This window comes from Xanthomonas sp. GW (assembly GCF_014236815.1).
In the GTDB taxonomy this organism is placed as follows: Bacteria; Pseudomonadota; Gammaproteobacteria; order Xanthomonadales; family Xanthomonadaceae; genus Xanthomonas_A.
The window spans coordinates 2,687,937-2,713,857 of sequence record NZ_CP051189.1; the positions used below are offsets into that span (position 1 = coordinate 2,687,937).

Sequence of the window (25,921 nt, forward strand, 5' to 3'; positions counted from 1 at the left end):
GGCGGCCATCGGCCGCCTTCTCGTCTGAATCGGTGACATCGCAAGGCGACTGCAGGTGCTGCAGCCGCCTTTTGTCGTGCCTGGCGTTTCTAGCGCACCATCACTCGACGGTCGCCGGCAGCAGGCGCTCCGGCTCGGCCTGGGCATCCACCACCAGCTCGCCGTCGCGCACGTCGATGGTGACGCGGCCGCCGCCGACCAGCTTGCCGAACAGCAGCTCGTCCGCCAGCGGGCGCTTGACCTTGTCCTGGATCACCCGCGCCATCGGCCGCGCGCCCATCAACGGGTCGAAGCCGTGCTGGGCCAGCCAGTCGCGCGCGGTCGGGGTGGCCGACAGCGACACGTGCTTCTCCTGCAGCAGCATCTCCAGTTCGATGATGAACTTGTCGACCACGCGCAGGATGTGGCTGAACGCCAGCGGCTGGAACTGCACCACCGCGTCCAGGCGGTTGCGGAATTCCGGGGTGAAGCTGCGGCGGATGCTCTCCATCGCGTCGGTGGAATGGTCCTGCTTGGTGAAGCCGATCGAGCGCCGCGAGGCCTGGGTGGCACCGGCATTGGTGGTCATCACCAGGATCACGTTCTTGAAGTTGGCCTCGCGCCCGTTGGTGTCGGTCAGCACGCCGCGGTCCATGACCTGCAACAGGATGTTGAAGATGTCCGGATGCGCCTTCTCCACCTCGTCCAGCAGCAGCACGCAGTGCGGGGTCTTGACGATCTTCTCGGTCAGCAGGCCGCCCTGGTCGAAACCGACATAGCCCGGGGGCGCACCGATCAGGCGGCTGATCGAATGCGGCTCCATATACTCGGACATGTCGAAGCGCACCAGCTCGATGCCCAGCTGCAGCGCCAGCTGCTTGGTCACCTCGGTCTTGCCGACGCCGGTGGGACCGGCGAACAGGAAGTTGCCGATCGGCTTTTCCGGATTGGCCAGGCCCGACCGCGCCAGCTTGATCGACGAGGCCAGCGTCTCGATCGCCGGGTCCTGGCCGAAGATCACCATCTTCAGGTTGCGCTCCAGGTGCTGCAGCACGTCCTTGTCGGTGGCGCTGACCTGCTTGGCCGGGATCCGCGCCATCTTGGCGACGATGGTCTCGATCTCCTCGATGTCGATCAGCTCCTTGCGCACGCCCTGCGGCAGCAGCCGCTGGCGCGCGCCGGCCTCGTCCATCACGTCGATCGCCTTGTCCGGCAGCAGGCGGTCGCCGATGTGCTTCACCGACAGGTCCACCGCCGCCTGCAGCGCGTCGTCGGCGTAGGTCACGCCGTGGTGCGCCTCGTACTTGGGCTTCAGGCCCTGCAGGATCTCGAAGGTCTCGCCCACGGTCGGCTCGACGATGTCGATCTTCTGGAAGCGCCGCGCCAACGCACGGTCCTTCTCGAAGATGCCGCGGTATTCTTGGAACGTGGTCGAGCCGATGCAACGCAGATCGCCCGACGCCAACGCCGGCTTGATCAGGTTGGAGGCGTCCATGGTGCCGCCCGACGCCGAGCCGGCGCCGATGATGGTGTGGATCTCGTCGATGAACAGCACCGCGTTGGGCACCTTCTTCAGCGAGGTCAGCACGCCCTTCAGGCGCTTTTCGAAGTCGCCGCGGTACTTGGTGCCGGCGACCAGCGCGCCCAGGTCCAGCGAATAGATGACCGCGTCGGCCAGCACCTCGGGCACGCTGCCCTCGACGATGCGCTTGGCCAGGCCCTCGGCGATCGCGGTCTTGCCGACACCGGCCTCGCCCACGTACAGCGGGTTGTTCTTGCGCCGGCGGCACAACACCTGGATGGTGCGCTCGATCTCGTCGGCACGGCCGACCAGCGGGTCGATGCGGCCGTTGCGCGCCTGTTCGTTCAGGTTGCTGGCGTATTCGGCCAGCGCGTCGCCCTTGGCCTCGCCCTCGCCCGCCTCGCCCTTGGCTTCGCCATCGGATGGCGCCGGGCTTTCGCCCTCCTCGCCGAGCTTGGCGATGCCGTGCGACAAGTAGTTGACGATGTCGAGCCGGGTGATGTCCTGCTGATTCAGGAAATACACCGCATGCGAGTCCTTTTCGCCGAAGATCGCGACCAGCACGTTGGCGCCGGTGACTTCCTTCTTGCCCGAGGACTGCACGTGGTAGACCGCGCGCTGCAGCACCCGCTGAAAGCCCAGCGTGGGTTGCGTGTCGCGGCCGTCGTCTTCGGCCAGGCGCGACACCGAGGCCTCGATGGCCTGCTCCAGTTCGCCGCGCAGGCGCTCGGTATCGGCGCCGCAGGCTTTCAGCACCGCCTGCGCCGAAGGGTTGTCGAGCAATGCCAACAACAGGTGTTCGACCGTCATGAACTCATGGCGGGCTTCCCGGGCGCGCTTGTAGCACTGGCCGATGGTTTGCTCGAGATCTTTGCTGAACATGGTTCACTCCGACGTCTGTTGCCAACAATATGCGGCTGGAGTTGCGAATTTCCACAACCCTATCGGATCAGTGTGTTCAGACCGCGTTAGTCCGGGCAAACCGGTGACCGACGCTTACCAATATCAGGCTTTTTCCATCGTGCACAACAGGGGATGCTGGTTCATCCGCGAAAACTCGTTCACCTGAGCTACCTTGGATTCAGCCACTTCGCGGGTGTACACGCCGCAGACGCCGCGGCCGCGGGTATGCACGTGCAGCATCACCTGCGTGGCCTTCTCCAGGTCCAGCGAGAAAAACTGCTGCAACACGGTCACCACGAAGTCCATCGGGGTGTAGTCGTCGTTCAGCAACAGCACTTGGTACATCGGCGGGCGGGCGACTTCGGGCTTGCCGGTCTCCACCATTACGCCGTGGTCGTGGTCTGAAGAATTCTTGCGAGGCATGCGCCGATTATATACGGCCGCTGTCGGCCCGGATTGGACGATCGCCGATCCTGCCCGCACAATTCCCCTTCTTTGATGGCGCAACGCATGCATTCGACGAATTTCCGCACGGCCGCCCTGCTCGCCGCGCTCCTGGTGGCCTCGCTGCCAGCCGCCGCCGCGCCGGACCAGGCGCTGGGCAAGCGGCTGAAGGCGATGGGCTACGACGTCCAGGCCGATGCCGACGGCGACTACCAGTTGCTGTTCGGGCTGCGCGAACAGGGCCGCGAGCGCCAGCAGCTGATCTATGTGCGCTCGCCGGTGGAAAGCTTCGGCAGCTACCGGATCCGCGAGATCTGGTCGCCGGCCTACCAGGCCAAGGGCGACACCCTGCCCAGCGCGATCGCCAACCGCCTGCTGGAAGACGCGCAGGCCGACATCCTCGGCGGCTGGGTGCGCCAGGGCGGCACCGCGGTGTTTGTGGTCAAGGTGGCCGCCGATGCCGACGACACCGCCTTGCGCGAGGCGCTGGAAGCGGCGGCGCGCGGCGCCGATGCGATGGATGCCGAACTCAACGCCGGCAAGGACGCGTTCTGATGGCGCTGGCTCCCGGCCCCTGGCAGCCCGATGTGACCGTGGCCACGGTGGTGGTGCGCGATGGCCGTCTGCTGCAGGTGGAGGAATCCATCGCCGGTGCGCTGGTGCTGAACCAGCCGGCCGGGCACCTGGAGCCGGACGAGAGCCTGCTGCAGGCGGCGCTGCGCGAGACGCTGGAGGAAACCGGCTGGCAGGTGCGGCTGACCGCGTTCATCGGCGCCTACCAGTGGAAGGCCGACAACGGCCGCCACTACCTGCGCTTCGCCTTCGCCGCCGAGCCGGTCGCGCACGACCCGCAGCGGCCGCTGGACGACGGCATCGTGCGCGCCCTGTGGATGACCCCGGCCGAGCTGGAGGCCGCCGCGCCGCGCTGGCGCAGCCCGCTGGTGTGGCAGGTGGCCGCCGATTTCCTCGCCGGCAAGCGCTATCCGCTGGATCTGGTGCGGCAACTGGCATGAACGGCGCGCGGATCATGGTCGGCGTCTCCGGCGGGGTCGATTCGTCGGTGGCGGCCTGGCAACTGGTGCAGCAAGGCGCCGACGTGGCCGGCCTGTTCATGCAGAACTGGGCCGACGACGGCAGCGGAGACTGCCGCGCCGAGGACGACCGCCGCGACGCGGTGGCGGTATGCGGCCTGCTCGGGATGCCGTTCCATTTCCGCGATTTCTCGCAGGAATACTGGCAAGGCGTGTTCGCCCACTTCCTGGCCGAATACGCCGCCGGGCGCACGCCCAACCCGGACGTGCTGTGCAACCGCGAGGTCAAGTTCAAGCATTTCCTGGACGCGGCGCGCGAACTCGGCGCCGAACGCATCGCCACCGGCCACTACGCCCGGGTGGCCTTCGCCGACGGCCGCTGGCGGCTGCTGCGCGGGGTGGACCGCAACAAGGACCAGAGCTATTTCCTGCACCAGCTCGGCCAGGCGCAGTTGGCCGCGACCCTGTTCCCGGTCGGCGAGCTGCCCAAGGACCAGGTGCGGCGCATCGCCCGCGAGGCCGGTCTGCCGACCCACGCGAAGAAGGACTCCACCGGCATCTGCTTCATCGGCGAGCGCGACTTCCGCGAATTCCTCGGCCGCTATCTGCCGGCCTGGCGCGGCGAAATCCGCGACCCGCAGGAACAGGTCGTGGCCGAGCATCCGGGGGTGTTCTATTTCACCCTGGGCCAGCGCGAGGGCCTGAACATCGGCGGCGTGCGCGGCCGCGCCGCGGCGCCCTGGTACGTGGTCGGCAAGGACGTGGCGCGCAACGTGCTGTATGTGGACCAGGACCGCGACAGCCCGCATCTGATGTCCACGCAGCTGCAGTCCGAAGCCGCGCACTGGATCGCCGGGTCGGCGCCGGCGCGGCGCTTCGACTGCACCGCGCAGACCCGTTACCGCCAGGCCGACGAGCCGTGCACGGTCGAGGTGGCCGACGACGGCACCCTGGCGGCGCGCTTCGCCCGCCCGCAGCGCGCCGTGACCCCCGGCCAGTCGCTGGTGCTGTACCAGGGCGACGAGTGCCTGGGCGGCGCCGTGATCGCCACCACCGATGCCCCGCTGCAACGCCGTCTGGCGCAGCGCACCGATCTACATGAGGAAACCACCCGATGACCGATTCCATGGACGCGCGCGTGCTGGCGCTGGCCGGCGTCGCCCAGGCCCTGCAGCAGGTGCGGCGCATCGCCGAGACCGGGCAGTCCGAGGCGTCGCTGGTGCGGACCCTGCTGGACAGCGTGTTCCGCACCGACGCCGACACGCCGGAGGCGGTCTATGGCCGGGTCGGCGACGTCGCGCCCGGGCTGCGCCTGCTGCACAACTATTTCCGCAACCAGGGCCAGGACGAGGCGCTGCCGCGGCTGGCGCTGGCGGTGCTGCAGCTGGAACGGCGCTTCGTGCGCGACACCGAGACCAGCGCCAAGGTCACCGCCGGCATCGCCCGGATCGCGCCGATGCTGGGCGAACACGCCGACAGCGCGCATCCGGAGGTGATCGGTGCGCTCGGCCAGCTGTACGCCGACACCATTAGTCACCTGCGCCCGCGGGTGATGGTGCAGGGCAATCCGCATTACCTGGGCCAGGCCGGGGTGGTGGCGGAGATCCGCGCGCTGTTGCTGGCCGCGGTGCGCTCGGCGGTGCTGTGGCGGCAGATGGGCGGCAGCCTGTGGGATTTCCTGCTGGCCAAGCGGCGCATGATCGACGCGGTGGACCGCGCGCTGGGCTGAGCGTTGGCTGGCGGGGCGCTGGCGCTGCCGGCAGGGGCTCGATGCAGCGCACGTTTTTTTGCCGCGCCGACACGATCCGCTCCACTTGGCGGCTAAAGACCGAGGGGGTACGGCCGATACAGCAATTGTGAATCTGCCGAGAACGTCCATGTACTCACGCCTCCTAATCCGTCTGGCCGCCCCGCTCGCCCTGACGCTGCTGTTCCCCATCGCCGCCGGTTTCGATTGGCCGGCCCCGGTCCGTTGGGCCATCCTCACCACGATGACGTTGAGTTGGCTGGGCTTCGCCGCCTGGACAGCCTACAGCCAGAGCCGGCGCTCGCCGGAGCAGTCCAAGATCATGCGCGAGCAGGATCAGCTGCTGTCGGAGTTGCGCAACTTCGTCGGCAACGAGATCGAGGGCTCGCGCAGCGAAATCGAACGGGCCCGCGAACTGATCCGTCAGGCGGTCAGCGGCCTGGGCGGCAGCTTCGAGGCGATGAACCGCAAGTCACGGCAGCAGAGCGTGGCGCTTGCGCGGATCGTGGACCGCGCCGGCGACGACGGCGGTGCCGGGGTCGACGTGGCCCGCTTCGCCCAGCATGCCAGCCACCGCATGGAGCAATTGGTCGAGGCGCTGGAACAGGTCAGCGGCCAGAGCAGCGCCACGGTGCATTACATCGACGACATGTCGCAGCACCTGGACGGCATCTTCGCCCTGCTGGAGGACGTCAAGTCGATCGCCGACCAGACCAATCTGCTGGCGCTGAACGCGGCGATCGAAGCGGCGCGTGCCGGCGAGGCGGGCCGCGGCTTCGCGGTGGTCGCCGACGAGGTGCGCAACCTGTCCGAGCGCTCGACCACCTTCAACGAGCAGATCCGCAAGCTGGCGCACAGCTCCAAGGACGCCATCGCCAAGGTCCGCGAGACGGTTTCGCACATGGCCTCGCGCGACATGGACCGTTCCCGCGAGGCGCGCGCCGAAGCCGCGTCGATGCTGGACAACGTGGCGGCGATCAACAATTCGCTGGGCGAAGGCATGCGCGAGATTTCCGAGTGCGGCCGCGCCATCGACAGCAGCGTCGCCGAAGCGGTGCGTTCCCTGCAGTTCGAGGACATCGCGACCCAGGCCCTGGGTGGCGTACACACCCACCTGGACCGCCTGACCGCGATCAACCGCGAGGCCGTGGGCCTGCAGGAACTGCTGCATCGCAACGGCGGCGTGTTCGACAACGAACTGGTCGAGGCCCTGCAGCGGGTCGGCACCCGCCTGCGCGAGATGCGCGTGGAGTGGGAGCGTCCGCCGCACAAGGCGGTGGCGCAGCAGAGCATGGGCGCCGGCACCGTCGAGTTGTTCTGACCGACACCGCGTGCACCCCGTCCTACGATGAAACGACCAGTCCCCGGCCCTGTCCGGGGCTTGTCGTGTCTGCCCTCCTCCGACCGTTCGAGCCGATGCCTTTCCAGTCCCAGTCCCGAGTCGAGGCCATGTCCTGCGACGACCTGAGCGCCGAGCACGGCGCCCTGCCCGCTCACGCGCACCCGGCACCCGGCGTGGCCGCCATCGCCACGCCCGTCGTGGCGCGGCGGCAGCCGGGCAGCGCGCTGCGACAGCTGGAAATGCTGGCGCAGGCCGAACTGCGGCAGATGCTCGGCGGGCGTGGCCCGGCGGCGCAGAGCGATAGCATTGCCGACCTGATCTGGGCCGGACTGGCCTGGGACATGGGCCTGAGCGGGGCCGCCATCGCCGCGGCCGGCACGCCGCAACCGCTGCCTGGCTACGCGGCGCTCGCCGACAACGACTGAAGTAATCTGCGCGGTTGCGACAGTGTGCTGCGACCGCATCGCGACATCGCTGCACCTGGCTTGTTCGGCATCTGTCTGGGCGCGCAAAACCCTGTAGGAGCGGCTTCAGCCGCGACAGGCGTTACCGATAGATGCTGTCGCGGCTGAAGCCGCTCCTACATGGGCGCTGTCGCCTTGCGCATCGACGAAGTCAGCTGGGATTCTCCAGCGAGAACAGGTCCGCCTGCTTGTCGTAGGCGAAGTACTCGGCGTAGCGCGCCCAACTGATCACCGCCTGCACGGTTTCGGCCGCATAGTCCTCGGACATGTGGTCTTCCAGTTCGTCGCGGAAACGCCGCGCCGGCGCATGGTGGGTCGGGCGTTCGTCGAGCACGCGGCGGATGTGCGCGGCCAGCGGCACGTAGGTGGCCAGGTGCTGGGCGAACATCTGCTTGCGCGCGTCGGTGCCTAGTTCTGCAAAGCGCTGCCCGGCCGGGGTCAGCTGCAGGTCGCCCTGCTCGAACACCGCGAAGCGCAGCAACTGCAGGGTTTCGGCGATCGGGAACAGTTCGTCCACTTCCAGTTGCAGACTTGCCGCCAGCGGCGGCAGGTCGGCACGGCCGTGGTACGGCTCGGCCGCCACCGCCTCGACCAGGCCAGCCAGCAGGTTGCTCGACACCCGCGGCAGCACCATGGCGATGCCGCTGCCGGGGAACACGCCTTCGCGCGCCTGCGGCCGCTGCGGGCTGGCGGTCATGCGTGCGTAGATGTCGTCGACCAAGGCGCGAAACGCCGGTGCCAGGCGGTTGCGCGGCTGCGGCAGGGTGACCTGGATCTCCCCGATTACCCGGCCCGGATTGGCCCCGAAGATCACGATGCGGTCGCACATCAGCACCGCTTCCTCGATGTTGTGGGTGACCATCAGGATCGACTCGATCGGCATGCGCCCTTCCGACCACAGGTCGAGCAGGTCGGTGCGCAGGGTCTCGGCGGTCAGCACGTCCAGCGCCGAGAACGGCTCGTCCATCAGCAGCAGCTTGGGCCGCACCACCAGCGCACGGGCCAGGCCCACGCGCTGGCGCATGCCGCCGGACAGCTCCTTCGGATAGGCGCCCTCGTAGCCGTCCAGGCCGATCAGGTCGATCGCCGCCAGCGCCCGCCGGCGGCGTTCGTCGGCCGCCACGCCGCGTGCCTCCAGGCCGACCTCCACGTTCTGCAGCACGGTCAGCCACGGGAACAGCGCGAAGCTCTGGAACACCATCGCGATATCGTCGATCGCCTGGGTCGGGGTGGCGTCGCGGAACACGATGCTGCCGGCGCTGGGCTGCAGCAGCCCGGCGATGGCGCGCAACAGCGTGGACTTGCCGGAGCCGGAGCGTCCGAGCAGGCCGACGATCTGCCCCGAATGCAGGGTCAGGTCGACATCGTCCAGCACCACCAGCGGCGTCGCCCCGCCCTTGTCGTAGCTCTTGCGCACGCCGTGCACGCGGACCAGCGGGGCGCGCTCGGGCGCGCTTGCGGAAAAGGTCATGGTCGGAATCTCCAAGTGGTCAATCGAAGCGCAGGCGGCGTTCGGCGAAGGCGTACAGGCGCCGCCACACCGCGCGGTTGAAGGCGGTCACGAACAGCGACATCACCGCCACCCCGAGCAGCACCCGCGCGCCATCGCCGGCGGCGGTGGCGCGGGCGATGTAGGAACCCAGCCCGTAGGCCTGCACCCGGGTGTCGCCCCAGCTGGCGAGTTCGGCGACGATGCTGGCGTTCCACGAGCCGCCGGAAGCGGTCAGCGCGCCGGTGATGTAGTACGGGAAGATGCCCGGCAGGATCACCCGCCGCCACCAAGTCCACGAGCGCAGCTGGTAGACCGTGGCCGCCTCGCGCAGGTCGGTCGGAAACGCGCTGGCGCCGGCGATCACGTTGAACAGGATGTACCACTGCGTACCCAGGATCATCAGCGGCGACAGCCAGATGTTCGGGTTGGCGCCGGTGGCGACGATCGCCAGCACCGCGAACGGGAACAGCACGTTGGCCGGAAACGCGGCCAGGAACTGCGCCAGCGGCTGCACCCGCTGCGCCACCTTCGGGCGCAGTCCGATCCACACCCCGATCGGCACCCACACCACGCTGGCCAGCGCGATCAGCACCACCACCCGCAGCAGCGTGGCCAGGCCGCCGCCGAACGCTTCGGCCAGGTCGTGCAGGCCAAGGTGCTGGCGGCCGTAATCGAACGCGAACCAGGCCGCAGCCAGACCGGCGATGGCCAGCGCCGCGCTCCATAGCCGGTCGCCCCAGACGTTGCCGCCGGCGTCGTGCACGGCAGCCGCCGCCGGACGCGGGCGCCGCGGTGCCCAGCGCAGCAGCAAGGTGCGCTGCCAGACCCAGGCCAGCGGCGCGACCAGGCGCTTGGCCAGGCGCGTGCGCCGCAACAGGTCGTACAGCCACGATTGCGGCTTGTCCTGCGAGGCGGTGAGTTCGGCGCGGAACTTGTCCGACCAGGCGACGATGGGACGGAACAGCAACTGGTCGTACAGCACGATCAGCACGCCCATCGCCAGCACCGCCCAGCCGACCGCGGCGAAGTTGCGCTGCGCGATCGCCAACGCCAGGTAGGAGCCGATGCCGGGCAGTTCCAGGGTGTGGTCGCCGACCGTGATCGCCTCGGAGGCGACCACGAAGAACCAGCCGCCGGACATCGACATCATCATGTTCCAAATCAGCGCCGGCGTCGCATACGGCGCTTCCAGCCGCCAGAAGCGCTGCCACGACGACAGGCCGAAACCGCGCGTGACCTCGTCCAGGTCGCGCGGCACGTTGCGCAGCGACTGGTAGAACGAGTACGCCATGTTCCAGGCCTGGCTGGTGAAGATGGCGAAGATCGAGGCCAGCTCGGCGCCGATCTGGCGGCCGGGGAACAGGCCCAGGAAGAAGGTCACGGTGAAGGTCAGAAAGCCCAGCACCGGCACCGACTGCAGGATGTCCAGCGCCGGCACGATCAGCCGCTCGGCGCGGCGGCTCTTGGCCGCCAGGGTCGCCACGACGAAGGTGAACGCCAGCGAGGCGGCCATCGCCGCGAACATGCGCAAGGTGGTGCGCAGGCCGTATTCGGGCAGCTGGCGCAGATCCAGCGAGACCGCTTCGGTGCCCGGCGGCGGCAGCGGCGCGCGCATGTCGGCGGCGCCGTGCAACAGCAGCACGCCCAGCGCCAGCAGCAGCGCGAACACCGCCAGATCGTGGAAATTGGGCAGCACGCCGGTGCGTGCGGCGACAGTGCCGGGCGCGTTGCGGTCGCGGGGGAATAGCACCATGGGAAGGTTCCAGCAGGACTGCGACGCCAGCGGCGGCGCACGGGTTGGGAGGAGTGAGGGAAACAGGCGCGGGACGACCGCTCAGTGTGGCGGGCGAATATGCAAGCCAGGCGTCAGCCGCTGCTTTGCCGCGTTCGTGGTGCGCCGAGAGGCCATCGGCCCGATGCCGGTCGCGGCGTCGATCGCGGCAGGCGCGCCGGCGTCGGCCAGGGCCGTGGCGCGTTCGCGACGGCACGTGCCCAGCAAGATCGGGTTGCCGCCGGTGAGACCGGCAGGCGCACAGACGCCGCACGCTGGCGTGCAGTGCGGATCGAGCAGCGGCGGCAGCATGCGCCGACCACGGACCGGTTTCGGCACGCACACGCACAACTGGTAGCGCTTACGCGGCGCATGGCGACAACGACGACGACAGATGCATGGGCGGCTCCGGAATGCGGAAACGCCAGGGGCCACGCTCGGGGTCCTCGCGGATCGGGCTTGCGTGCTGCGGGAGTGTCTTGCCAGTGCCGGTGCAGCGCTGGCGAACGATCCCGTCCTGAGCGGACGGGACCCATCTGGGACGAACCCAGACCTTGGCGGTCCTGTCAGCTCGACAGCTGCAGCGTCGGTCTAGGATGACTGTCCAAGGAAGTGGCCTCTGGCCGGGAACGATGGCCGCGAAGTATAGCCAGCAACCGCGGTGCCGCAACCGCGTCCGGCGGGCGCCGGCAACGCGCGTTCACTGACCAGCAAGCACCAGCCGCGGCAGCGTCGCCGGCGTCTCGGCCTGGCGCGCGCGCAGCCAGGCCGCCAGCTCGCGCGGCGGCAGCGGCCGCGAGTGCAGATAGCCCTGGATCTCGTCGCAGCCTTGCTCGCGCAGCAGCGCCTCTTCCTGCGCCGTCTCCACGCCCTCGGCCACCACCTGCATGCCCAGCGCATGGCCGAGTTGCACGATCGCCTGGGTGACCTTGGCGGTACCGCTGTCGATCAACATGTCCTGCACGAAGCTGCGGTCGATCTTCAGCCGCTGCACCGGGAAGCGGTTGAGGTAATGTAGGTTGGAGAAGCCGGTGCCGAAGTCGTCCACCGCCAGCAGCACGCCTTCCTGCTCGAACAGTTCGAAGCAGCGGCGCAGCGATTCGGTGTCGCGGATCAGCGCCGATTCGGTCAGTTCCAGTTCCAGCCGCTTGGGCGACCAGCCGTTGCGCTGGCACAGTTCGATCACCCGCTCGGCGAAGCCGCGGTCGCGCAGCTGCATCGCCGAGACGTTGACCGACACGCGGTCGAAGCTCAGCCCCGCCGCATCCCAGGCCGCGGCCTGACGGCAGGCCTCGTTGATCACCCAGTCGCCCAGGCGCACGATCTCGCCGCATTCCTCGGCGATGGGAATGAACTCGGCCGGATTGCAATGGCCGTGACCGGGGCGGTGCCAGCGCAACAGCGCCTCGACCGCCGGCGCGCGTTCGCCGGCCGCGTGCACCAACGGCTGGTACACCAGCGAGAACTCCTCGCGGTCCAGCGCACCGTGCAGCGCATGCTCGATCTCCAGGCGCCGCTGCGCGCGCAGCAGCACGTCCTGGCTGTAGTAGTGGCAGGTGTTGCGGCCCGATTCCTTGGCCGCGTACATCGCCGCATCGGCGGCGCGCAGCAGGCTGTCGAAGTCCTGGCGCCCGTCTTCCATCAAGGCGATGCCGATGCTGGCGCCGATCTTGATTACGTTCTCGCCATTGTGCAGCGGCTCGGCCAGCGCCGCGATCAGCTTGCGCGCCACATGGCCGGCGTCGCCCGGCTCGGCCAGGTCGCGCAGCACCACCAGGAACTCGTCGCCGCTGAAGCGCCCGAACAGGTCGCTGGTGCGCAGTTGCTGGTGCATGCGCGTGGCCGCCAGTTTCAGCAACGCATCGCCGGTGGCATGCCCGAAGGAATCGTTGATGCTCTTGAACCCGTCCAGGTCGACGAACAGCATCGCCAGGGTGCTGCCGCGCTCCACCGCGTCGTGCATCGCCGCTTCCGCCTGCTCGCGCAGCAGTTGCCGGTTCGGCAGCCCGGTCAGCAGGTCGTAGTGGGCCAGCAGTTCGATCCGCTCGCTGGCCTCGCGTTCGCGGCTGATGTCGCGGAACAGCACCACGAAGCGCGGCGGCAGGCCGTCGCGGTCGTCCAGTTCGATCAGCACCTGCACCCATACACGGTGCCCGGAGGGCCGATGGAAGCACAGGTCCAGCTGCTCGGGCAGGCCGCCGTGGGCGATCCGCGCCAGCGCCGTTTCGAACGCGTCGCGCGAATCCAGGGTGTACAGCGCCAGCGCCTGGTCCAGGTCGATGTTTTCCTTGCGCAGGCCGTGGATGCGGTAGCACTCCTCGGTCCATTGCATGCGCCGGGTGCCGACCTCGATCTCGCAGCCGCCGATCTTGCCCAGCGCGGAGACGCGGTTGAGCAGTTCGGTGCGCCAGCGGATCAGCGCGTCGGTCTGGCGCTGCTCGGTGATGTTCTGCACCTGGCCGAGCACGCGCTGCACGCGGCCGTCCGCTTCCAGCTGCGGCTGCGCCCACACCCGCAGGTGCAGCGGCGCCTCGCTGCCGCGCACCAGCTCGACCTCGAAATTGGCCTGCTTGCCGTCGCGCTGCATGCGCCGCCAGGTGGAGATCACCTGCGCCGCCGACTCGCGGCTGAGCAGGCGCAGCCAGCCGCGGCTGCTCGGCACCTGCTCCTCGGTCAGGCCGGTGACGCGCAGGAACTCGCGCGACCACCAGATCCGGTTCTGCAGCGGATCCCACGACCAACTGCCCATGCGGGTCATGCGCTGCGCCTCGCGCAGCAGGGTTTGCTGGTCGCGCAGGCGCTGCTCGAGCAGCTTCTGTTCGTGGATGTCGGTATGCGTGCCGACCATGCGCAGCGGGCTGCCGTCGGCGGTGCGGGCGACGATGCGGCCGCGGTCCAGGATCCAGCGCCACTGGCCGTCCTGCTGGCGCAGCCTGAATTCGCACACGTAGGTCGCGCTGCGGCCTTCGAAATGGGCGCGGATCGCCTCGCGCAGGCGCGCCTGGTCGTCGTTGTGCACCAACGGCAGCAGCGTGTTGAGTCCGTAGTCCGGCGCGTCGCCCTCGTAGCCGAGCATCTGCTTCCAACGCTCGGAACGGAAGATCCGGTCGCTGGGGATGTCCCAGTCCCACAGGCCGTGTTCGGCGCTGTCCAGGGCGATTTCCCAGCGCGTGGCGCCGTCGCTGCCGACCGGCTCGGGCACGCTCAGGGTATAGGCCAACAGCGCGCCGGCGTCGTCGCGCACCGCGCGCAGCCACCCGTCCAGGCGCCGCCCGGCGGTGCCGGGCAGCGCGCAGGCGAGCATGCTCTCGCCGTTGAGCAGGCGCTCGCGCACGTCGCGCATCAGCTCGGCATAGGCCTCCACCGTGCGCGGCAGCTCCAGCGCCTGCGCGGCCCGGTTCGCGGCCAGCGGCCGCCCTTCGGCGTCCAACAGGACCACGGCCGAGGTGAGCGGATGCTGCAGCAAGCTTGCGATGACGCCTTGATCCACGCCGAGGTGCTCCGTTTCTGCCGCGCTGGTGCTGGCGGACGAAGGAGATAACGGCACCCGGCGGCATTAATTGAGCGCCGGGCCGGCGGTGGCGCCGGGCGCGCTGGGCCGCAATGGCCGCTTGCCGGTAAGATGGCGGTGGACGAATACCGCCGCATCGGGCTGTCGGGGCATGCAACCACAACGCGATCTCTCCCCGACCTCCCCGTCCGCGGGCATGCGTCTGGCGCAGCGGCTGGACCGGGGAATCTGGCGGACCGCACTGCTGTACCTGCTGATCGGCCTGATCTGGTCGCTGGGCAGCGACCTGCTGCTGGTCCGGTTCGTGAACGACACGCACACCCTGGCCGTGCTGCAACTGGTCAACGACGCCGTGTTCCTGCTGTTGACCGCCATCGCCCTGTACTGCCTGCTGCGCCCGCTGGTGCGCGGCGCCGTTCAGGTGCATGCGCAGCTGGCGCTGTCCGAGGCCGGCTACCGGCAGATGTTCCAGGCCAATCCCAGCCCGATGCTGGTCTACGATCCGGAAACGCTGCGGGTGGTGGACGTCAATCCGGCGGCGATCGCCTTTTTCGGCTGGCCGCACGACAGCTTCGTCGGCCTGGAACTGGGCCGGCTATGGCCGGCCGACGCCGCCGAGCGCATGAGCGAGGTGATCCAGGCGATCCGCGACGCCCCCTCCAAGGTCTGCGTGGTGGCCGAGCCGCTGCGCCTGCGCGACGGCAGCCAGCGCATGGTCGAGGCGCGCAGCACCGGCCTGGACTACCGCGGCCGCGGCGCGCGGCTGGTGGTGATCAGCGACCGCAGCGCCGAGCACGAGGCGCAGCAGCGCCGCGATCAGGCGCTGCTGCGGCTGGAGGAAGCGCAGGCGATCGCCCGCCTCGGCTCCTGGCAACTGGACCCGGGCAGCGGCCTGGGCCGCTATTCCGACCAGGTCTACCAGATGCTCGGCCGGCGCGCGCCGGAGGCGCCGCGCCAGCATCGCCTGGAGGAATTGCTGATCCCCGCCGACCTGGCGTCGCAGGCGCGCATCCAGCGCATGCTCGAGGACCTGTGCGGCGCCGCGCCGGTGCAACTGGACATGCTACTGCCGGTGCTGGCCGCCGACGGCCAGGCGCGCATGCTGCACCTGCGCGCCGAATCGGCCAGCGACGACGATGGCGCGGCCTGCGTGCGCGGCACCCTGCAGGACGTGACCGAGCACGAACGCTCGCGGCGCCTGCTGCACGAGCGCGAGGAGCAGTTCCGTGAACTGGTACGGGTGCTGCCCGACGGGGTGGCGATCCTGCACCAGGAGCACGTGCTGTACGCCAACGCCGCCTGCGCCGGGCAGTTCGGCTACGAGGGCGAGAACCTGCTCGGCGAACCGCTGCAGGGCCTGGTCTACCCCAGCGACCTGCAGCAGGTGCGCGAGCAGATGCGCGATGCCGGCGACAAGGGCGAGCGCGGCGCCGCCGCGCGCATGCGCCGGCGCGACGGTTCGCTGTTCCACGCCGGGCTGTCGTTCGGCAAGGTGCGCTACAGCGGCCGCGACTGCAAGCTGCTGATCGTGCGCGACCTCAGCGAGCCCGAGCGCATGCGCGACGCGCTGGCGCTGAGCAACCGCGAGCTGCAGGCGATGGCGCGGCGGCTGTTCTCGCTGCAGGAGGACGAGCGCCGCGCGATCTCGCGCGACCTGCACGACGACATCGGCCAGGCGATCACCGCGATGAAGCTGTCCGCGCACGCGGCGCTGGACGAAGCCGATGCCGAGCGCCGCCGCGAAGACCTCAACGAGATCGTGCAGCTGGCCGACAGCAGCATCACCAAGCTGCGCAACCTGTCCACCCTGCTGCGCCCGCCGCAACTGGACGCGCTCGGCCTGGAGGCGGCGCTGCGCTGGCAGGCCGGCATGCTGTTCCGCGCCTCGCCGGTGCGCCTGCAGCTGGAGATCGCCACCCTGCCCGCGCGGCCCAGCGGCGAGGTCGAGCAGGCCTGCTTCCGCATCGCCCAGGAAAGCCTGACCAACGTGCTGCGCCACGCCTGCGCCGGCGAAGTGCGCATGGCGCTGAGCGACGAGCAGCACCGGCGACTGCGCCTGGAGGTGGTCGACGACGGCGACGGCTTCGATCCGGCCGGACCGCGCGGACTGGGCCTGATCGTGATGCGCGAGCGCGCGCAGAGCGCAGGCGGTACCCTGCAGATCGACACCGCGCCCGGTGCCGGCACGCGGGTGACGCTGTGCCTGCCCTATACGACGGCGGCGACGCCGACGCACCCACCTGGACCCTGAAACGATGTGGAATCCCGCTGTCCCCGTGCCGCCAGACGACGAACTTCCGTCGCGCCTGGGCGCAGGCCACCCCGCGCTGACCGGCATGATCGCCGAGTCGCTGGCCGGCGGGCCGGGGGTGATGCTGCTGCACATCGACATCGACCACTTCGCCTCGATCAACGAGAACATGAGCGCGGAAGTGGGCGACCACGCGCTGGCGCTGCTGGCGCATCGGCTGCAGGCGCACCTGCGCGGGCGCGGTCTGCTGTGGCGCCACGGCAGCGACGAACTGGTCATGGCGGTGCCGCGTACCGCCGACGTGCCGCCGCCGGAGGCCTTCGCCGAAGAGATCCGGCAGCAGATCGAACTGCCGCTGTCGGTGCTGCCGTACACCTTGTTCATGACCGGCAAGATCGGCGTGAGCCTGTGCCCGGAACACTCCACGCGGCTGTCCACGCTGCTCGACTACGCCGAGGACGCGGTCTACCAGGCCGCACGCGAAGGCGGCAACATGGTGCGCCTGTACGCGGCCGACGGCCCGCCCAGCGCGCACAGCGAGAGCATCATCTCGCGGCAGATCGTCGATGCGATCCCCAACGGCGAGCTGCGCCTGCGCTACCAGCCGATGGTCAGCGCCCGCGACGGCCGCGTGGTCGGCATGGAATCGCTGTTGCGCTGGCAGTCGCCGACGCTGGGCATCCTGGTGCCGGAACGGTTCATGCGCACCGCCGAACGGCTGGGCGTGATCGTGCAGATCGGCACCTGGGTGATGGAGGGCGCGCTGCGCCAGGCGCGGCTGTGGCGCGACCAGGGCTTCGACGACTTCACCATCGCGGTCAACGTCTCCACCCTGCAGCTGCTGCGCCCGACCTTCTTCAACGAAGTGATGTCGGCGCTGCAGGCCGCCGGCGTGCCGCCGCAGATGATGGTGCTGGAGATCAACGAAAGCGCGCTGACCAACAACGTCAACTTCGTCCACGAGACCCTGGCCAACCTGTGCCGCGAGGGCATCAGCCTGAGCCTGGACAACTTCGGCACCGGCGATTCCAGCCTCAGCGCGCTGGTGCGCTATCCGGTGGACAAGCTGAAGATCGACCGCAGCTTCATCAAGAGCGCGCCGGCCGGCAACCGCGAGGCGGCGATCGCCCGCGCCATCATCGCCATGGGCCACCAGCTGGGCATGGTGGTGATCGCCAACGGCGTCGAATCGCAGGCGCAGCTGGGCTTCCTGCGCCGCAACGACTGCGACATCTTCCAGGGCTACCTGTTTGGCGAACCGATGTCGGCCGAGGCCGCGGGCATGGCGCTGCGGCGCCGCTACCTGCGCCCGGAGTCGTTCACCGAGACCCGCCCGGACCGCACCCTGCTGCTGCTCGACGACGAGGAGAACGTGCTGCGTTCGCTGGTGCGCCTGTTCCGCCGCGACGGCTACCGGATCCTGGCCGCCGGCAACGTGCGCGACGCCTTCGACCTGCTCGCCACCAACGACGTGCAGGTGATCCTGTCCGACCAGCGCATGTCCGACATGAGCGGCACCGAGTTCCTGGGCCGGGTGAAGATGCTCTACCCCGACACCATCCGCCTGGTGCTATCCGGCTACACCGACCTGGCCACCGTCACCGACGCGATCAACCGCGGCGCGATCTACCGCTTCCTGACCAAGCCCTGGAACGACGACGAACTGCGCGAACACATCCGCCAGGCGTTCCGCACGCATGACGAACAGCGGCGGGATGCTGGGCCCTGACGGGCCGGGATTCGGCATTCGGGATTGGGGATTGGCAAAAGCAGCGATTCCGGCTTTTCCTCGACACGCAAGGACTGGAAAAGCAAGCGCAAAACCGCTCTTGCGAATCCCCAATCCCAAATCCCGAATCCCGGCTCCTACTTAGGCTGCCTAACAGGAATCACGATCCGGAAGCTGGAGCCCTCGCCGACGGTGCTGGTCACGTCGATGCGGCCGTGGTGCTTGTTGATGATGCCGTAGGAGATCGACAGGCCCAGGCCGGTGCCGCTGCCGACCGGCTTGGTGGTGAAGAACGGGTCGAAGATGCGCTGCAGCAGGTCCGCCGGAATGCCGGCGCCGGAGTCCTTGAACTCGATCCAGACCTCCTCGCCGTCCTGGCCGGTGCTGACCACGATGGTGCCGCGCTCGCCGATCGCCTGGCCGGCGTTGAGCAGCAGGTTCATGTACACCTGATTGAGCTCGGACGGCAGGCACTCGACCAGCGGCAGGTTGCCGTAGTGGCGGTCCAGGGTGACCTTGTACTTAAGCTCGTTCCAGATGATGTTGATCGTGGACTCGAGCCCGGAATGCAGGTCCACCAGCTTCCACGATTCCTCGCGGCCGGAGTACGAGAAATCCTTGAGGTCGCGCACGATCCGCGTCACCCGCTCGATGCCTTCGCGCGACTCGGCCATCAGCTGCGGCAGGTCGCGGCTGATGAAGTCGATGTCGAAACGGTTGCGGATGTCGTCGATTTCCGGGATCAGCGCCTTCGGATCCGGCGCGCGCAGGGCGCGCTCGTAGGCTTCGATCAGAGTGAACAGGCTGCGCAGGTATTCCTGCAGGCTGCCCAGGTTGGAATGCACGTAGCCGATCGGGTTGTTGATCTCGTGCGCGACGCCGGCGGCGAGCTGGCCGATCGAGGCCATCTTCTCCGATTGCAGCAGCTTTTCCTGCGCGCCGTTGAGGCGCAGATAGGCCTGGCGCAACTCGGCGTGGCGCTGCTGCAGTTCCTGTTCGTAGTCCTGCTGGCCTTCGATGCCCTGGATCAGCACCAGAAAGTGGCCATCGTCGCCGTCGGCATGGAAATACAGATGCGCCAGCACCACGTGTTCTTCGGTCGGCAGGCTGCCGCTCCAGCGACCGTTGCTGCGCGCCTGCGACAGCGCATCGCTGGGCAGCCACTGCGCCAGGCGTTCGCCCAGGGCGCAGTCGTCGAAGACTTCGGCATTGCACAGGTGGCCGCGGGCGGCACTGTTGGCCAGCAGCAGACGGCCGTCGGCGCGGAACAGCACCAGACCTTCGTCGATCAGCTCGCTCAGCGCGAGCAGGCTCTTGCGCGAAGGCAACGGCACCGTGTCGGTGTAATCGGGATCGGCAAAATTCACGAAAGGCAACGGGTAACGAGCGGACGCTCAATATACGCCGATGCCATCGCCAGGTGCGCAGATGCCGGCACATGGCCGGCGGTGCCGCGATCGGCGTCTCAGGCGATCGCCAGCGGGCGGCTCATCCGCAATGTGCTGGACTGGCCTTTGGCATCGTAGGACGAGGCGCTCTCGCTGCGTCCCAGGTGCCGCAGCGCCCAGTTGACCTCGCGCCGCCGCCGCGACAACAACGCGCCGTTGGCGCGGTTGGCGTCGGCCAGCTGGCGCAGCAACGACTCAGCCTCGGCACCGGCCGGCACGTTGGCTTCCAGCGCCCGCAGTGCGGCCAGCTTGTCGCTGGTCGCCTGCATCAGGCCTTCCACGTTGTGATCCAACAACGCCTGCCGTTCGCCGGCGAGCGCGTCGCTGAGCTGCTGCAAGGGGTTGGTCACGGTCGTGTTCATGCGCTGAGCTGCTGATCCATCTCCAGCATGCGGCTGGCGATCGCGTCGGGGTTGATCTTGTAGCTGCCGCTCTGCAACGCGTTGCGCACCGACTCGACGCGGTTGCTGTCCACTGCCGGCGCCGCCGCCAGCTCGCGCTGCAGGCTTTGCAGCCCGGACGCTTCGCCGGTCAGGCGCAGGCTATCGGTTGCGGCCGTGGCGCCCACCGCACTCGTCTTGCCGTCCTCGGACGCGCCGGAGGCGGCCTTGGTGTTGACGGTCGAAGTACGAAGGGTGGCCTGGGTCGGCGAATTCCCTTCAATTTTCTGGCTCATGACGACATCCTGCTACGGGTTCGGTGTAGGTAACGGCCCTACACCGACGAACTTTAGGCCAGATCTCAACGCGTCACAAAAACGTCGCCATTTTGTGACACGGTTCCCTGAACGACGCGGCGAGACGACAGGTTTTCGACGGTCACCCGCTCGTTCTCGCCGCCGTCGCTGAGCGCGCGGCCCGCCATCCGCACTTCCAGCGCGCCGTTGCGCGCCACCAGCGCCACATTGTCGCCGCGCCGCACCAGCCGCTGCGCGACCAGATCGCTGGCCGACAGCAAGGTGCCTGCCGGCAGGGTCCGCCGCACCACCCTGCCGATCGCCGCGGCCGGATCGGTCATTGCCGCACCGACGATCCGCGCCGCGTCGCGCTTCTCGACGACCATATCGGCGGCACCGACGGTTTCTCCAGCGGCCAGGCCGCGGCCCAGCACCAGCACGTTCTGCAGGCGCCGCACCTTGACCGGCACGAACAGGCGCCAGCCGGCCTCGCGCGGGCAACTCACTTCCACCGTCGTGGTCCCGGTCGGCTGCGCCTGCAGCGACACCGGACACAGCGGCACGCGCACCGACGGGTCCAGGGTCGCCTCGGCTTCGGCATCGGCGCCAAGGGTGGACAGCGCCGCGGCGCGGATCGACTCCACCGGTTGGAATTCCGCGGCCCAGGCCGGCATCGCCGCCAGCAGGACCACTAACAGGATCAGGCGCATGGCCATCTCTCTAATGAAGGTGTCGCCAGTCCCATGCAAAGCCCGTGCCGCAATTCGCCCCCCGCGCGCCGACAGCCCGGCCTCAAGTTCCGCCGCGAAGGCGCCGATATGAACCCCATGTCTCATGACCTGCTCAACCGAATCGACCAGCGCACCCGCTTGGCGGGCCACAATCGGCTTGCCCTGCTGCTGTTCAGGCTGGGCGGCCGTCAGCTTTTTGGCGTGAACGTCTTCAAGGTGCAGGAAGTGCTGCGCCGGCCGGAGCTGTTCCAGGTGCCGGGGCTGCCACTGCAATTCTCCGGGGTAGCCGATGTGCGCGGCCGTTCGGTGCCGGTGCTCGATCTGGGCCTGGCGATCGGCCATCCGGAACGCGAGACGCAGGCCGACAAGGCGCCCGGCTACCTGGTGGTCACCGAGTTCAACCGCTCGGTGCAGGGCTTCCTGGTCAGCGGCGTGGAGCGCATCGTCAACATCGCGGTGGAGGACATCCATCCACCGCCGGAACTGGGTGCCGAATCCAGCTACCTGACCGCGGTGACCCGCTTCCAGGGCGAACTGATCCAGGTCATCGACGTGGAAAGCGTGCTGGCCGACATCGCCCAGAACCGCACCGAGGCGCTGATCGACCCGGCGCTGGCGCTCACCGGCTCGCAGTTGCAGGTGCTGGTGGTGGACGACTCGCGCGTGGCGCGGCAGCAGATCCGCAGCGTGCTCGACCAGCTCGGGGTCGGCGCCACCCTGCTGTCCGACGGCCGCCAGGCCCTGGACCATCTCTTGCAGATCCATGCGGGCGGCGAGAATCCGGCCGAGCGCTACGCCATGGTGATCTCCGACATCGAGATGCCGGCGATGGACGGCTATACGCTGACGACGGAAATCCGGCGCCACCCCGGCCTGGCCGGCCTGTACGTGCTGCTGCACACCTCGCTGTCGGGGGTGTTCAACAACGCCATGGTCGAGCGCGTCGGCGCCAACGCCTTCGTCGCCAAGTACAGCCCGCACGAACTGGCCGACTACGTGCTGGCGCGGCTGCGGGTGGTCGCCGAGGCCCAGGCCGCCTAGCGTTCCGCGGTGCCCGGCGCGACGCCGGGCACCCAGCAGCACGCCTTCCGCCGCGATGGCGAAGGCCGTTCCCCCGCGCCGCACGGCGCGCGCATCCCGGTTCTGGCACAGACCTTGCCTGTACTCCTGCAACGAACCGCGGGAGCGCGCCATGCCCAATCTGATTTCATCCTACCTAGGTGTCCACGGCGACGCCCTGCCGCTGCGCGAGCAACGGATGAAGCTGATCGCCAGCAACCTCAGCAATGTCGACACGCCCGGCTACAAGGCGCAGGACCTGGATTTCGACGCGGCGATGCGCGCCGCGCAGGGCCAGCGCGACGGCAGCCAGATGCAGGTCACCGACGGCCGCCACATCGCGGTCGGCGGCACCGGCAACGGGCTCAATCCGTTCCAGGTCACCCGCGAGGCCAACCAGCCCAGCCTCGACGGCAATACCGTCGATGCGGACACCGAACGCGCCGCCTACGGCCGCGCCGCGCTGGAATACCGCGCCTCGCTGAGCTTCGTCGAATCCAAGGTGCGCAGCATGCTCACCGCGATCACAGGCCAATAAGCATGAGCAATCTGCCGATTTTCGACGTCGCCGGCTCCGCGCTGCAAGCGCAGTCGGTGCGCCTGAGCACCATCGCCAGCAACCTGGCCAACGCCGATTCGGTGGCCGGGTCGGCCGAAGCGGCCTACAAGCCGATCGAGCCGATCTTCCAGGCGGTGCGCAACCCGCACGACAGCAGCCTGACCGCGGTCAACGTCAAGGAAATCACCCAGAGCAAGGATCCGCCGATCAAGCGCTACGAGCCCGGCCATCCGCTCGCCGACGCCGACGGCTACATCTACTCGCCGGACGTGGACCCGGTATCGCAGATGGTCAACCTGATCTCCGCCTCGCGCAATTACCAGGCAGGCGTGGAAGTCCTCAACACCGCCAAGGAACTGGCGTTGGCCACCTTGTCCATGGGCCGCTGAGCCCTCCCTCCCGCCGCCTAACGGCCTAGGACGTACCGATGAGCACCGTTTCCAGCGATATCTATTCCAGCCTTGGATTGACCGGCTCCAGCACCAGCAAGACCACCGACAACAAGTCCTCGTCGCTGAACCAGGCCGACTTCCTGAAGTTGATGACCGAGCAATTGCAGCACCAGGACCCGCTCAAGCCGATGGACAACAGCCAGATGGTCTCGCAGATGGCGCAGCTGTCCACCGTGCAGGGCATCGGCGACCTCAACAAGACCGTGACCGCGCTGTCCAGTTCGATGAGCACCGACCAGATCCTGCGCGGCGCGCAGCTGGTCGGGCACAAGGTGCTGGTGCCGTCGGCGACGATGCCGCTGGGCAGCGAAGGCGGCGCCACCGGGGTGATCGCCGCGCCCGGCGCCGGCATCGTCAACCTCACCGTCACCGACGCCAACGGCAACGCGGTCAAGCAGATCAGCGTCAGCGCCAGCAAGGCCGGCGAAGTCAATTTCAGTTGGGATGGCACCAACACCGCCGGCGAGCGCATGCCGGCCGGCGCCTACGGCGTCACCGCCACGCATACCGACAGCAAGGGCACCAACACCGCGCTGTCCACCTACGTCCAGGCCCCGGTCGAGAGCGCCACCATCGGCTCGGACGGCATCTACCTCGACCTGACCGGGCTGGGCACCGCCCCGCTCGCCAACGTGCTCCGCGTCAGCTGAGCCGGCCAATCCACAGGAGTCCACCATGGGTTTCAATACTTCGCTGTCCGGTATCAAAGCGGCCAACTCCGACCTCAACGTCACCGCCAACAACATCGCCAACGTCAACACCACCGGTTTCAAGGAATCGCGCGCCGAGTTCGCCGACCTGTTCTCCGCCACCGGCTACGGCCTGGCGCGCAACGCGATCGGCGCCGGCGTGCGGGTCAGCAACGTCGCCCAGCAGTTCTCGCAGGGCAACGTCGATCCGACCGGGCGCAACCTGGACCTGGCGATCTCCGGCGACGGCTTCTTCACCCTGACCAACAACGGCGCCAAGGTGTATTCGCGCGCCGGCAACTTCCAGACCGACGACAACGGCTACGTGGTCAACCCGCAGGGCGCCAAGCTGCAGGTGTTCCCGCCGGCGGCCAACGGCAACGGCTTCGCGGTCGGCACCCTGACCGACCTGCAGTTGCTGACCACCGACAGCTCGCCCAAGCAGAGCGAGACGGTGAACCTGATGTTCACCCTGCCCGGCAATGCCAGCGCGCCGACGGTGACCACCTTCTCGCCGAGCGACGCCAACAGCTACAACCACTCCACCGGCGGCATCACCGTCTACGATTCGCTGGGCGTCAGCCACACCCAGACCTCGTATTTCGTCAAGACCGGCAACGCCAACGAGTGGCAGGTGCACAACTACGTCGACGGCACCGCGGTCGGCACCCCGACCACGATCCAGTTCGACGGCAACGGCAAGCTCACCACGCCCGCCGACGGCAGGATCGCGCTGAGCACGTTCACCCCCAGCACCGGCGCCGGCACCCTCAACCTGACCCTGGACGTGAGCGGCTCGACCCAGTACGGCGAGGCGTTCGCGTTGCGCGACGCGCGCCAGGACGGCTACGCCAGCGGCAAGCTCAACTCGATCAGCATCGATGCCAACGGCGTGGTCTACGCGCGCTACTCCAACAACGCCGACAAGGCGCTGGGCCAGGTGGCGATGACCAACTTCGTCAATCCGCAGGGACTGAGCTCGCTCGGCGACAACGTGTGGGCGGAGAGCTCGGCCTCGGGCAACGCGCGCACCGGTGCGCCGGGCACCTCGGATTTCGGCGGCGTCCAGTCCGGCGCGCTGGAAGCCTCGACCGTCGACCTGACCGAGCAACTGGTCAACATGATCGTCGCGCAGCGCAACTTCCAGGCCAACTCGCAGATGATCTCGACCCAGGATCAGGTCACGCAGACCATCATCAATATCCGTTAAGGCCGGGATTGGTGATTCGGGATTGGTGATTCGTCACGGCTGGCGTTCCGTCGATCGGAAGCCAGCCCTGCCCGCCACCCCTGATCGTTTGCGGCACCCCCGCTTCTTCGAATCCCGAATCCCCTCATCCCGAATCACGGCTCACATCCATGGACAAAGCACTTTACGTCGCCATGACCGGCGCCCGAGCCTCGCTGCAGGCGCAGGGCACGGTGTCGCACAATCTGGCCAACGTCGATACCGCCGGTTTCAAGGCGGCGTTGGCCAATACCGAGGCATTCCGCATCAAGGGCGCCGGCTATCCGTCGCGGATCGATGCGCTGCATATCGACCAGGGCTTCAATCGCGACGTCGGCGCGCAGCAGGTGACCGGCAATGCGCTGGACGTCTCGCTCAGCGCCGACAACTGGCTGGCGGTGCAGGCCAGCGACGGCAAGGAGGCGTACACGCGCGGCGGCGAGCTGGCAGTGACCCCGAACGGCCAGCTGGTCACCTCCAGCGGCCGCGCGGTGCTCGACGACCAGGGCAATCCGATGGCGATTCCGCCGCACCAGTCGCTGGAGATCGGCGAGGACGGCTCGGTGTCGATCGTGCCGCTGGGCGAAGGCCCGCAGGCGATGGCCGTGGTCGGCAAGATGAAGGTGGTGCAGGCGCCGGCCGAACGCCTGGAACGCCGCCCCGACGGGCTGATGCGCAACATCAGCGACGATCCGACCCAGGCCTTCGCCCTGGCCACCGGCAGCGCGGTCCACACCGGCGCGCTGGAAGGCAGCAACGTCGATGCCGCCGGCGCACTGGTGCAGATGATCCAGCTGCAGCGCCAGTTCGAGATGCAGGTGAAGGTGATCAAGCACGGCGACGAGAACGCGCAGTCGGCCAACACCATGCTGCGCCTGAACGGCTAAGCCCGC

Annotated in this window: 24 protein-coding genes; 14 read left to right on the plus strand and 10 right to left on the minus strand. The window is 68.6% G+C overall.

Going from position 1 to position 25,921, the window contains the following annotated elements:
• Nucleotides 1-100 precede the first annotated feature (100 nt).
• Complete coding sequence (gene clpA, locus HEP73_RS11590; protein WP_185816424.1) at nt 101-2,383, minus strand: ATP-dependent Clp protease ATP-binding subunit ClpA; 2,283 nt, start codon at nt 2,381-2,383, stop codon at nt 101-103.
• 123 nt (nt 2,384-2,506) lie between these two features.
• Nucleotides 2,507-2,827 carry an ATP-dependent Clp protease adapter ClpS gene (gene clpS, locus HEP73_RS11595; RefSeq protein ID WP_046979857.1) on the minus strand — a complete coding sequence of 107 codons (321 nt, stop codon included), beginning with the start codon at nt 2,825-2,827 and terminating at the stop codon, nt 2,507-2,509.
• 75 nt (nt 2,828-2,902) lie between these two features.
• Here clpS and HEP73_RS11600 point away from each other — a divergent pair, with 75 nt between their 5' ends.
• The 6 genes from HEP73_RS11600 to HEP73_RS11625 all read left to right on the plus strand — a co-directional run bounded on the left by HEP73_RS11600 (nt 2,903) and on the right by HEP73_RS11625 (nt 7,393).
• Nucleotides 2,903-3,403 carry a hypothetical protein gene (locus tag HEP73_RS11600; RefSeq protein WP_185820128.1) on the plus strand — a complete coding sequence of 167 codons (501 nt, stop codon included), beginning with the start codon at nt 2,903-2,905 and terminating at the stop codon, nt 3,401-3,403.
• Nucleotides 3,403-3,861 (plus strand): NUDIX hydrolase, encoded by a 459-nt coding sequence (locus HEP73_RS11605; RefSeq protein WP_185820129.1) that lies wholly within the window; start codon nt 3,403-3,405, stop codon nt 3,859-3,861. The genes HEP73_RS11600 and HEP73_RS11605 overlap by 1 nt, the downstream gene beginning before the upstream one ends.
• On the plus strand, nt 3,858-4,997 hold the full coding sequence (mnmA, locus tag HEP73_RS11610) for a tRNA 2-thiouridine(34) synthase MnmA (protein ID WP_185820130.1): 1,140 nt from the start codon (nt 3,858-3,860) through the stop codon (nt 4,995-4,997). Before HEP73_RS11605 ends, mnmA begins: the two co-directional genes overlap by 4 nt.
• A complete protein-coding gene (hflD, locus tag HEP73_RS11615; RefSeq protein ID WP_185820131.1) occupies nt 4,994-5,608 on the plus strand; it encodes a high frequency lysogenization protein HflD in 615 nt (204 codons plus the stop codon). Before mnmA ends, hflD begins: the two co-directional genes overlap by 4 nt.
• A 148-nt stretch (nt 5,609-5,756) precedes the next feature.
• A complete protein-coding gene (locus HEP73_RS11620) occupies nt 5,757-6,947 on the plus strand; it encodes a methyl-accepting chemotaxis protein (protein WP_185812878.1) in 1,191 nt (396 codons plus the stop codon).
• Nucleotides 6,948-7,075: 128 nt separating this feature from the next.
• Nucleotides 7,076-7,393, plus strand: a complete 318-nt coding sequence (locus HEP73_RS11625) for a hypothetical protein (protein WP_185820132.1) — start codon at nt 7,076-7,078, stop codon at nt 7,391-7,393.
• A 190-nt stretch (nt 7,394-7,583) separates the two neighbouring features.
• Here HEP73_RS11625 and HEP73_RS11630 read toward each other — a convergent pair whose 3' ends face one another.
• The 4 genes from HEP73_RS11630 to HEP73_RS11645 form a co-directional block, all read right to left on the minus strand.
• Complete coding sequence (locus HEP73_RS11630; RefSeq protein WP_185812880.1) at nt 7,584-8,903, minus strand: ABC transporter ATP-binding protein; 1,320 nt, start codon at nt 8,901-8,903, stop codon at nt 7,584-7,586.
• A 19-nt stretch (nt 8,904-8,922) separates the two neighbouring features.
• The gene (locus HEP73_RS11635) at nt 8,923-10,677 is read right to left on the minus strand and encodes an ABC transporter permease (RefSeq protein ID WP_185820133.1); all 1,755 of its coding nucleotides are present in this window, start codon (nt 10,675-10,677) and stop codon (nt 8,923-8,925) included.
• An 81-nt stretch (nt 10,678-10,758) separates the two neighbouring features.
• On the minus strand, nt 10,759-11,007 hold the full coding sequence (locus HEP73_RS11640) for a hypothetical protein (protein WP_185820134.1): 249 nt from the start codon (nt 11,005-11,007) through the stop codon (nt 10,759-10,761).
• A gap of 388 nt (nt 11,008-11,395) precedes the next feature.
• Nucleotides 11,396-14,185, minus strand: a complete 2,790-nt coding sequence (locus HEP73_RS11645) for a sensor domain-containing protein (protein ID WP_185820135.1) — start codon at nt 14,183-14,185, stop codon at nt 11,396-11,398.
• 172 nt (nt 14,186-14,357) lie between these two features.
• On the opposite strand from HEP73_RS11645, the gene HEP73_RS11650 reads away from it, so the two are divergent.
• Both HEP73_RS11650 and HEP73_RS11655 read left to right on the plus strand, forming a co-directional pair.
• Nucleotides 14,358-16,457, plus strand: a complete 2,100-nt coding sequence (locus HEP73_RS11650; protein WP_255423475.1) for a PAS domain-containing sensor histidine kinase — start codon at nt 14,358-14,360, stop codon at nt 16,455-16,457.
• Between the two features lie 4 nt (nt 16,458-16,461).
• Complete coding sequence (locus tag HEP73_RS11655; RefSeq protein WP_185812884.1) at nt 16,462-18,186, plus strand: EAL domain-containing protein; 1,725 nt, start codon at nt 16,462-16,464, stop codon at nt 18,184-18,186.
• Between the two features lie 137 nt (nt 18,187-18,323).
• On the opposite strand, the gene HEP73_RS11660 is transcribed toward HEP73_RS11655, so the two are convergent.
• The 4 genes from HEP73_RS11660 to flgA all read right to left on the minus strand — a co-directional run bounded on the left by HEP73_RS11660 (nt 18,324) and on the right by flgA (nt 21,020).
• The gene (locus HEP73_RS11660; RefSeq protein ID WP_185820137.1) at nt 18,324-19,553 is read right to left on the minus strand and encodes an ATP-binding protein; all 1,230 of its coding nucleotides are present in this window, start codon (nt 19,551-19,553) and stop codon (nt 18,324-18,326) included.
• A gap of 98 nt (nt 19,554-19,651) precedes the next feature.
• Nucleotides 19,652-19,996 (minus strand): flagellar protein FlgN, encoded by a 345-nt coding sequence (locus tag HEP73_RS11665; protein WP_185812886.1) that lies wholly within the window; start codon nt 19,994-19,996, stop codon nt 19,652-19,654.
• Nucleotides 19,993-20,310 carry a flagellar biosynthesis anti-sigma factor FlgM gene (flgM, locus tag HEP73_RS11670; protein ID WP_185812887.1) on the minus strand — a complete coding sequence of 106 codons (318 nt, stop codon included), beginning with the start codon at nt 20,308-20,310 and terminating at the stop codon, nt 19,993-19,995. Before flgM ends, HEP73_RS11665 begins: the two co-directional genes overlap by 4 nt.
• 65 nt (nt 20,311-20,375) lie before the next feature.
• Complete coding sequence (flgA, locus tag HEP73_RS11675; protein ID WP_185820138.1) at nt 20,376-21,020, minus strand: flagellar basal body P-ring formation chaperone FlgA; 645 nt, start codon at nt 21,018-21,020, stop codon at nt 20,376-20,378.
• A gap of 117 nt (nt 21,021-21,137) precedes the next feature.
• Between flgA and HEP73_RS11680 the strand changes: the two genes are divergently transcribed.
• From HEP73_RS11680 to HEP73_RS11705, 6 genes are all read left to right on the plus strand, one after another.
• Nucleotides 21,138-22,082 (plus strand): chemotaxis protein, encoded by a 945-nt coding sequence (locus tag HEP73_RS11680; RefSeq protein ID WP_185812889.1) that lies wholly within the window; start codon nt 21,138-21,140, stop codon nt 22,080-22,082.
• Between the two features lie 151 nt (nt 22,083-22,233).
• Complete coding sequence (gene flgB, locus HEP73_RS11685) at nt 22,234-22,638, plus strand: flagellar basal body rod protein FlgB (protein WP_185812890.1); 405 nt, start codon at nt 22,234-22,236, stop codon at nt 22,636-22,638.
• Between the two features lie 2 nt (nt 22,639-22,640).
• A complete protein-coding gene (flgC, locus tag HEP73_RS11690) occupies nt 22,641-23,048 on the plus strand; it encodes a flagellar basal body rod protein FlgC (RefSeq protein ID WP_145708233.1) in 408 nt (135 codons plus the stop codon).
• A gap of 38 nt (nt 23,049-23,086) precedes the next feature.
• The gene (locus tag HEP73_RS11695) at nt 23,087-23,761 is read left to right on the plus strand and encodes a flagellar hook capping FlgD N-terminal domain-containing protein (protein ID WP_185820139.1); all 675 of its coding nucleotides are present in this window, start codon (nt 23,087-23,089) and stop codon (nt 23,759-23,761) included.
• Between the two features lie 25 nt (nt 23,762-23,786).
• Complete coding sequence (gene flgE, locus HEP73_RS11700) at nt 23,787-25,010, plus strand: flagellar hook protein FlgE (protein ID WP_185812892.1); 1,224 nt, start codon at nt 23,787-23,789, stop codon at nt 25,008-25,010.
• Between the two features lie 149 nt (nt 25,011-25,159).
• Nucleotides 25,160-25,915 (plus strand): flagellar basal body rod protein FlgF, encoded by a 756-nt coding sequence (locus HEP73_RS11705; protein WP_145708224.1) that lies wholly within the window; start codon nt 25,160-25,162, stop codon nt 25,913-25,915.
• Nucleotides 25,916-25,921 lie beyond the last annotated feature (6 nt).

What these genes read in the sequence shown, in the direction of transcription:
- clpA (WP_185816424.1), bottom strand. Translation starts at nt 2,383, where the DNA reads ATGTTCAGCAAAGATCTCGAGCAAACCATCGGCCAGTGCTACAAGCGC.
- clpS (WP_046979857.1), bottom strand. Translation starts at nt 2,827, where the DNA reads ATGCCTCGCAAGAATTCTTCAGACCACGACCACGGCGTAATGGTGGAG.
- HEP73_RS11600 (WP_185820128.1), top strand. Translation starts at nt 2,903, where the DNA reads ATGGCGCAACGCATGCATTCGACGAATTTCCGCACGGCCGCCCTGCTC.
- HEP73_RS11605 (WP_185820129.1), top strand. Translation starts at nt 3,403, where the DNA reads ATGGCGCTGGCTCCCGGCCCCTGGCAGCCCGATGTGACCGTGGCCACG.
- mnmA (WP_185820130.1), top strand. Translation starts at nt 3,858, where the DNA reads ATGAACGGCGCGCGGATCATGGTCGGCGTCTCCGGCGGGGTCGATTCG.
- hflD (WP_185820131.1), top strand. Translation starts at nt 4,994, where the DNA reads ATGACCGATTCCATGGACGCGCGCGTGCTGGCGCTGGCCGGCGTCGCC.
- HEP73_RS11620 (WP_185812878.1), top strand. Translation starts at nt 5,757, where the DNA reads ATGTACTCACGCCTCCTAATCCGTCTGGCCGCCCCGCTCGCCCTGACG.
- HEP73_RS11625 (WP_185820132.1), top strand. Translation starts at nt 7,076, where the DNA reads ATGTCCTGCGACGACCTGAGCGCCGAGCACGGCGCCCTGCCCGCTCAC.
- HEP73_RS11630 (WP_185812880.1), bottom strand. Translation starts at nt 8,903, where the DNA reads ATGACCTTTTCCGCAAGCGCGCCCGAGCGCGCCCCGCTGGTCCGCGTG.
- HEP73_RS11635 (WP_185820133.1), bottom strand. Translation starts at nt 10,677, where the DNA reads ATGGTGCTATTCCCCCGCGACCGCAACGCGCCCGGCACTGTCGCCGCA.
- HEP73_RS11640 (WP_185820134.1), bottom strand. Translation starts at nt 11,007, where the DNA reads ATGCTGCCGCCGCTGCTCGATCCGCACTGCACGCCAGCGTGCGGCGTC.
- HEP73_RS11650 (WP_255423475.1), top strand. Translation starts at nt 14,358, where the DNA reads ATGCAACCACAACGCGATCTCTCCCCGACCTCCCCGTCCGCGGGCATG.
- HEP73_RS11655 (WP_185812884.1), top strand. Translation starts at nt 16,462, where the DNA reads ATGTGGAATCCCGCTGTCCCCGTGCCGCCAGACGACGAACTTCCGTCG.
- HEP73_RS11665 (WP_185812886.1), bottom strand. Translation starts at nt 19,996, where the DNA reads ATGAACACGACCGTGACCAACCCCTTGCAGCAGCTCAGCGACGCGCTC.
- flgM (WP_185812887.1), bottom strand. Translation starts at nt 20,310, where the DNA reads ATGAGCCAGAAAATTGAAGGGAATTCGCCGACCCAGGCCACCCTTCGT.
- flgA (WP_185820138.1), bottom strand. Translation starts at nt 21,020, where the DNA reads ATGCGCCTGATCCTGTTAGTGGTCCTGCTGGCGGCGATGCCGGCCTGG.
- HEP73_RS11680 (WP_185812889.1), top strand. Translation starts at nt 21,138, where the DNA reads ATGTCTCATGACCTGCTCAACCGAATCGACCAGCGCACCCGCTTGGCG.
- flgB (WP_185812890.1), top strand. Translation starts at nt 22,234, where the DNA reads ATGCCCAATCTGATTTCATCCTACCTAGGTGTCCACGGCGACGCCCTG.
- flgC (WP_145708233.1), top strand. Translation starts at nt 22,641, where the DNA reads ATGAGCAATCTGCCGATTTTCGACGTCGCCGGCTCCGCGCTGCAAGCG.
- HEP73_RS11695 (WP_185820139.1), top strand. Translation starts at nt 23,087, where the DNA reads ATGAGCACCGTTTCCAGCGATATCTATTCCAGCCTTGGATTGACCGGC.
- flgE (WP_185812892.1), top strand. Translation starts at nt 23,787, where the DNA reads ATGGGTTTCAATACTTCGCTGTCCGGTATCAAAGCGGCCAACTCCGAC.
- HEP73_RS11705 (WP_145708224.1), top strand. Translation starts at nt 25,160, where the DNA reads ATGGACAAAGCACTTTACGTCGCCATGACCGGCGCCCGAGCCTCGCTG.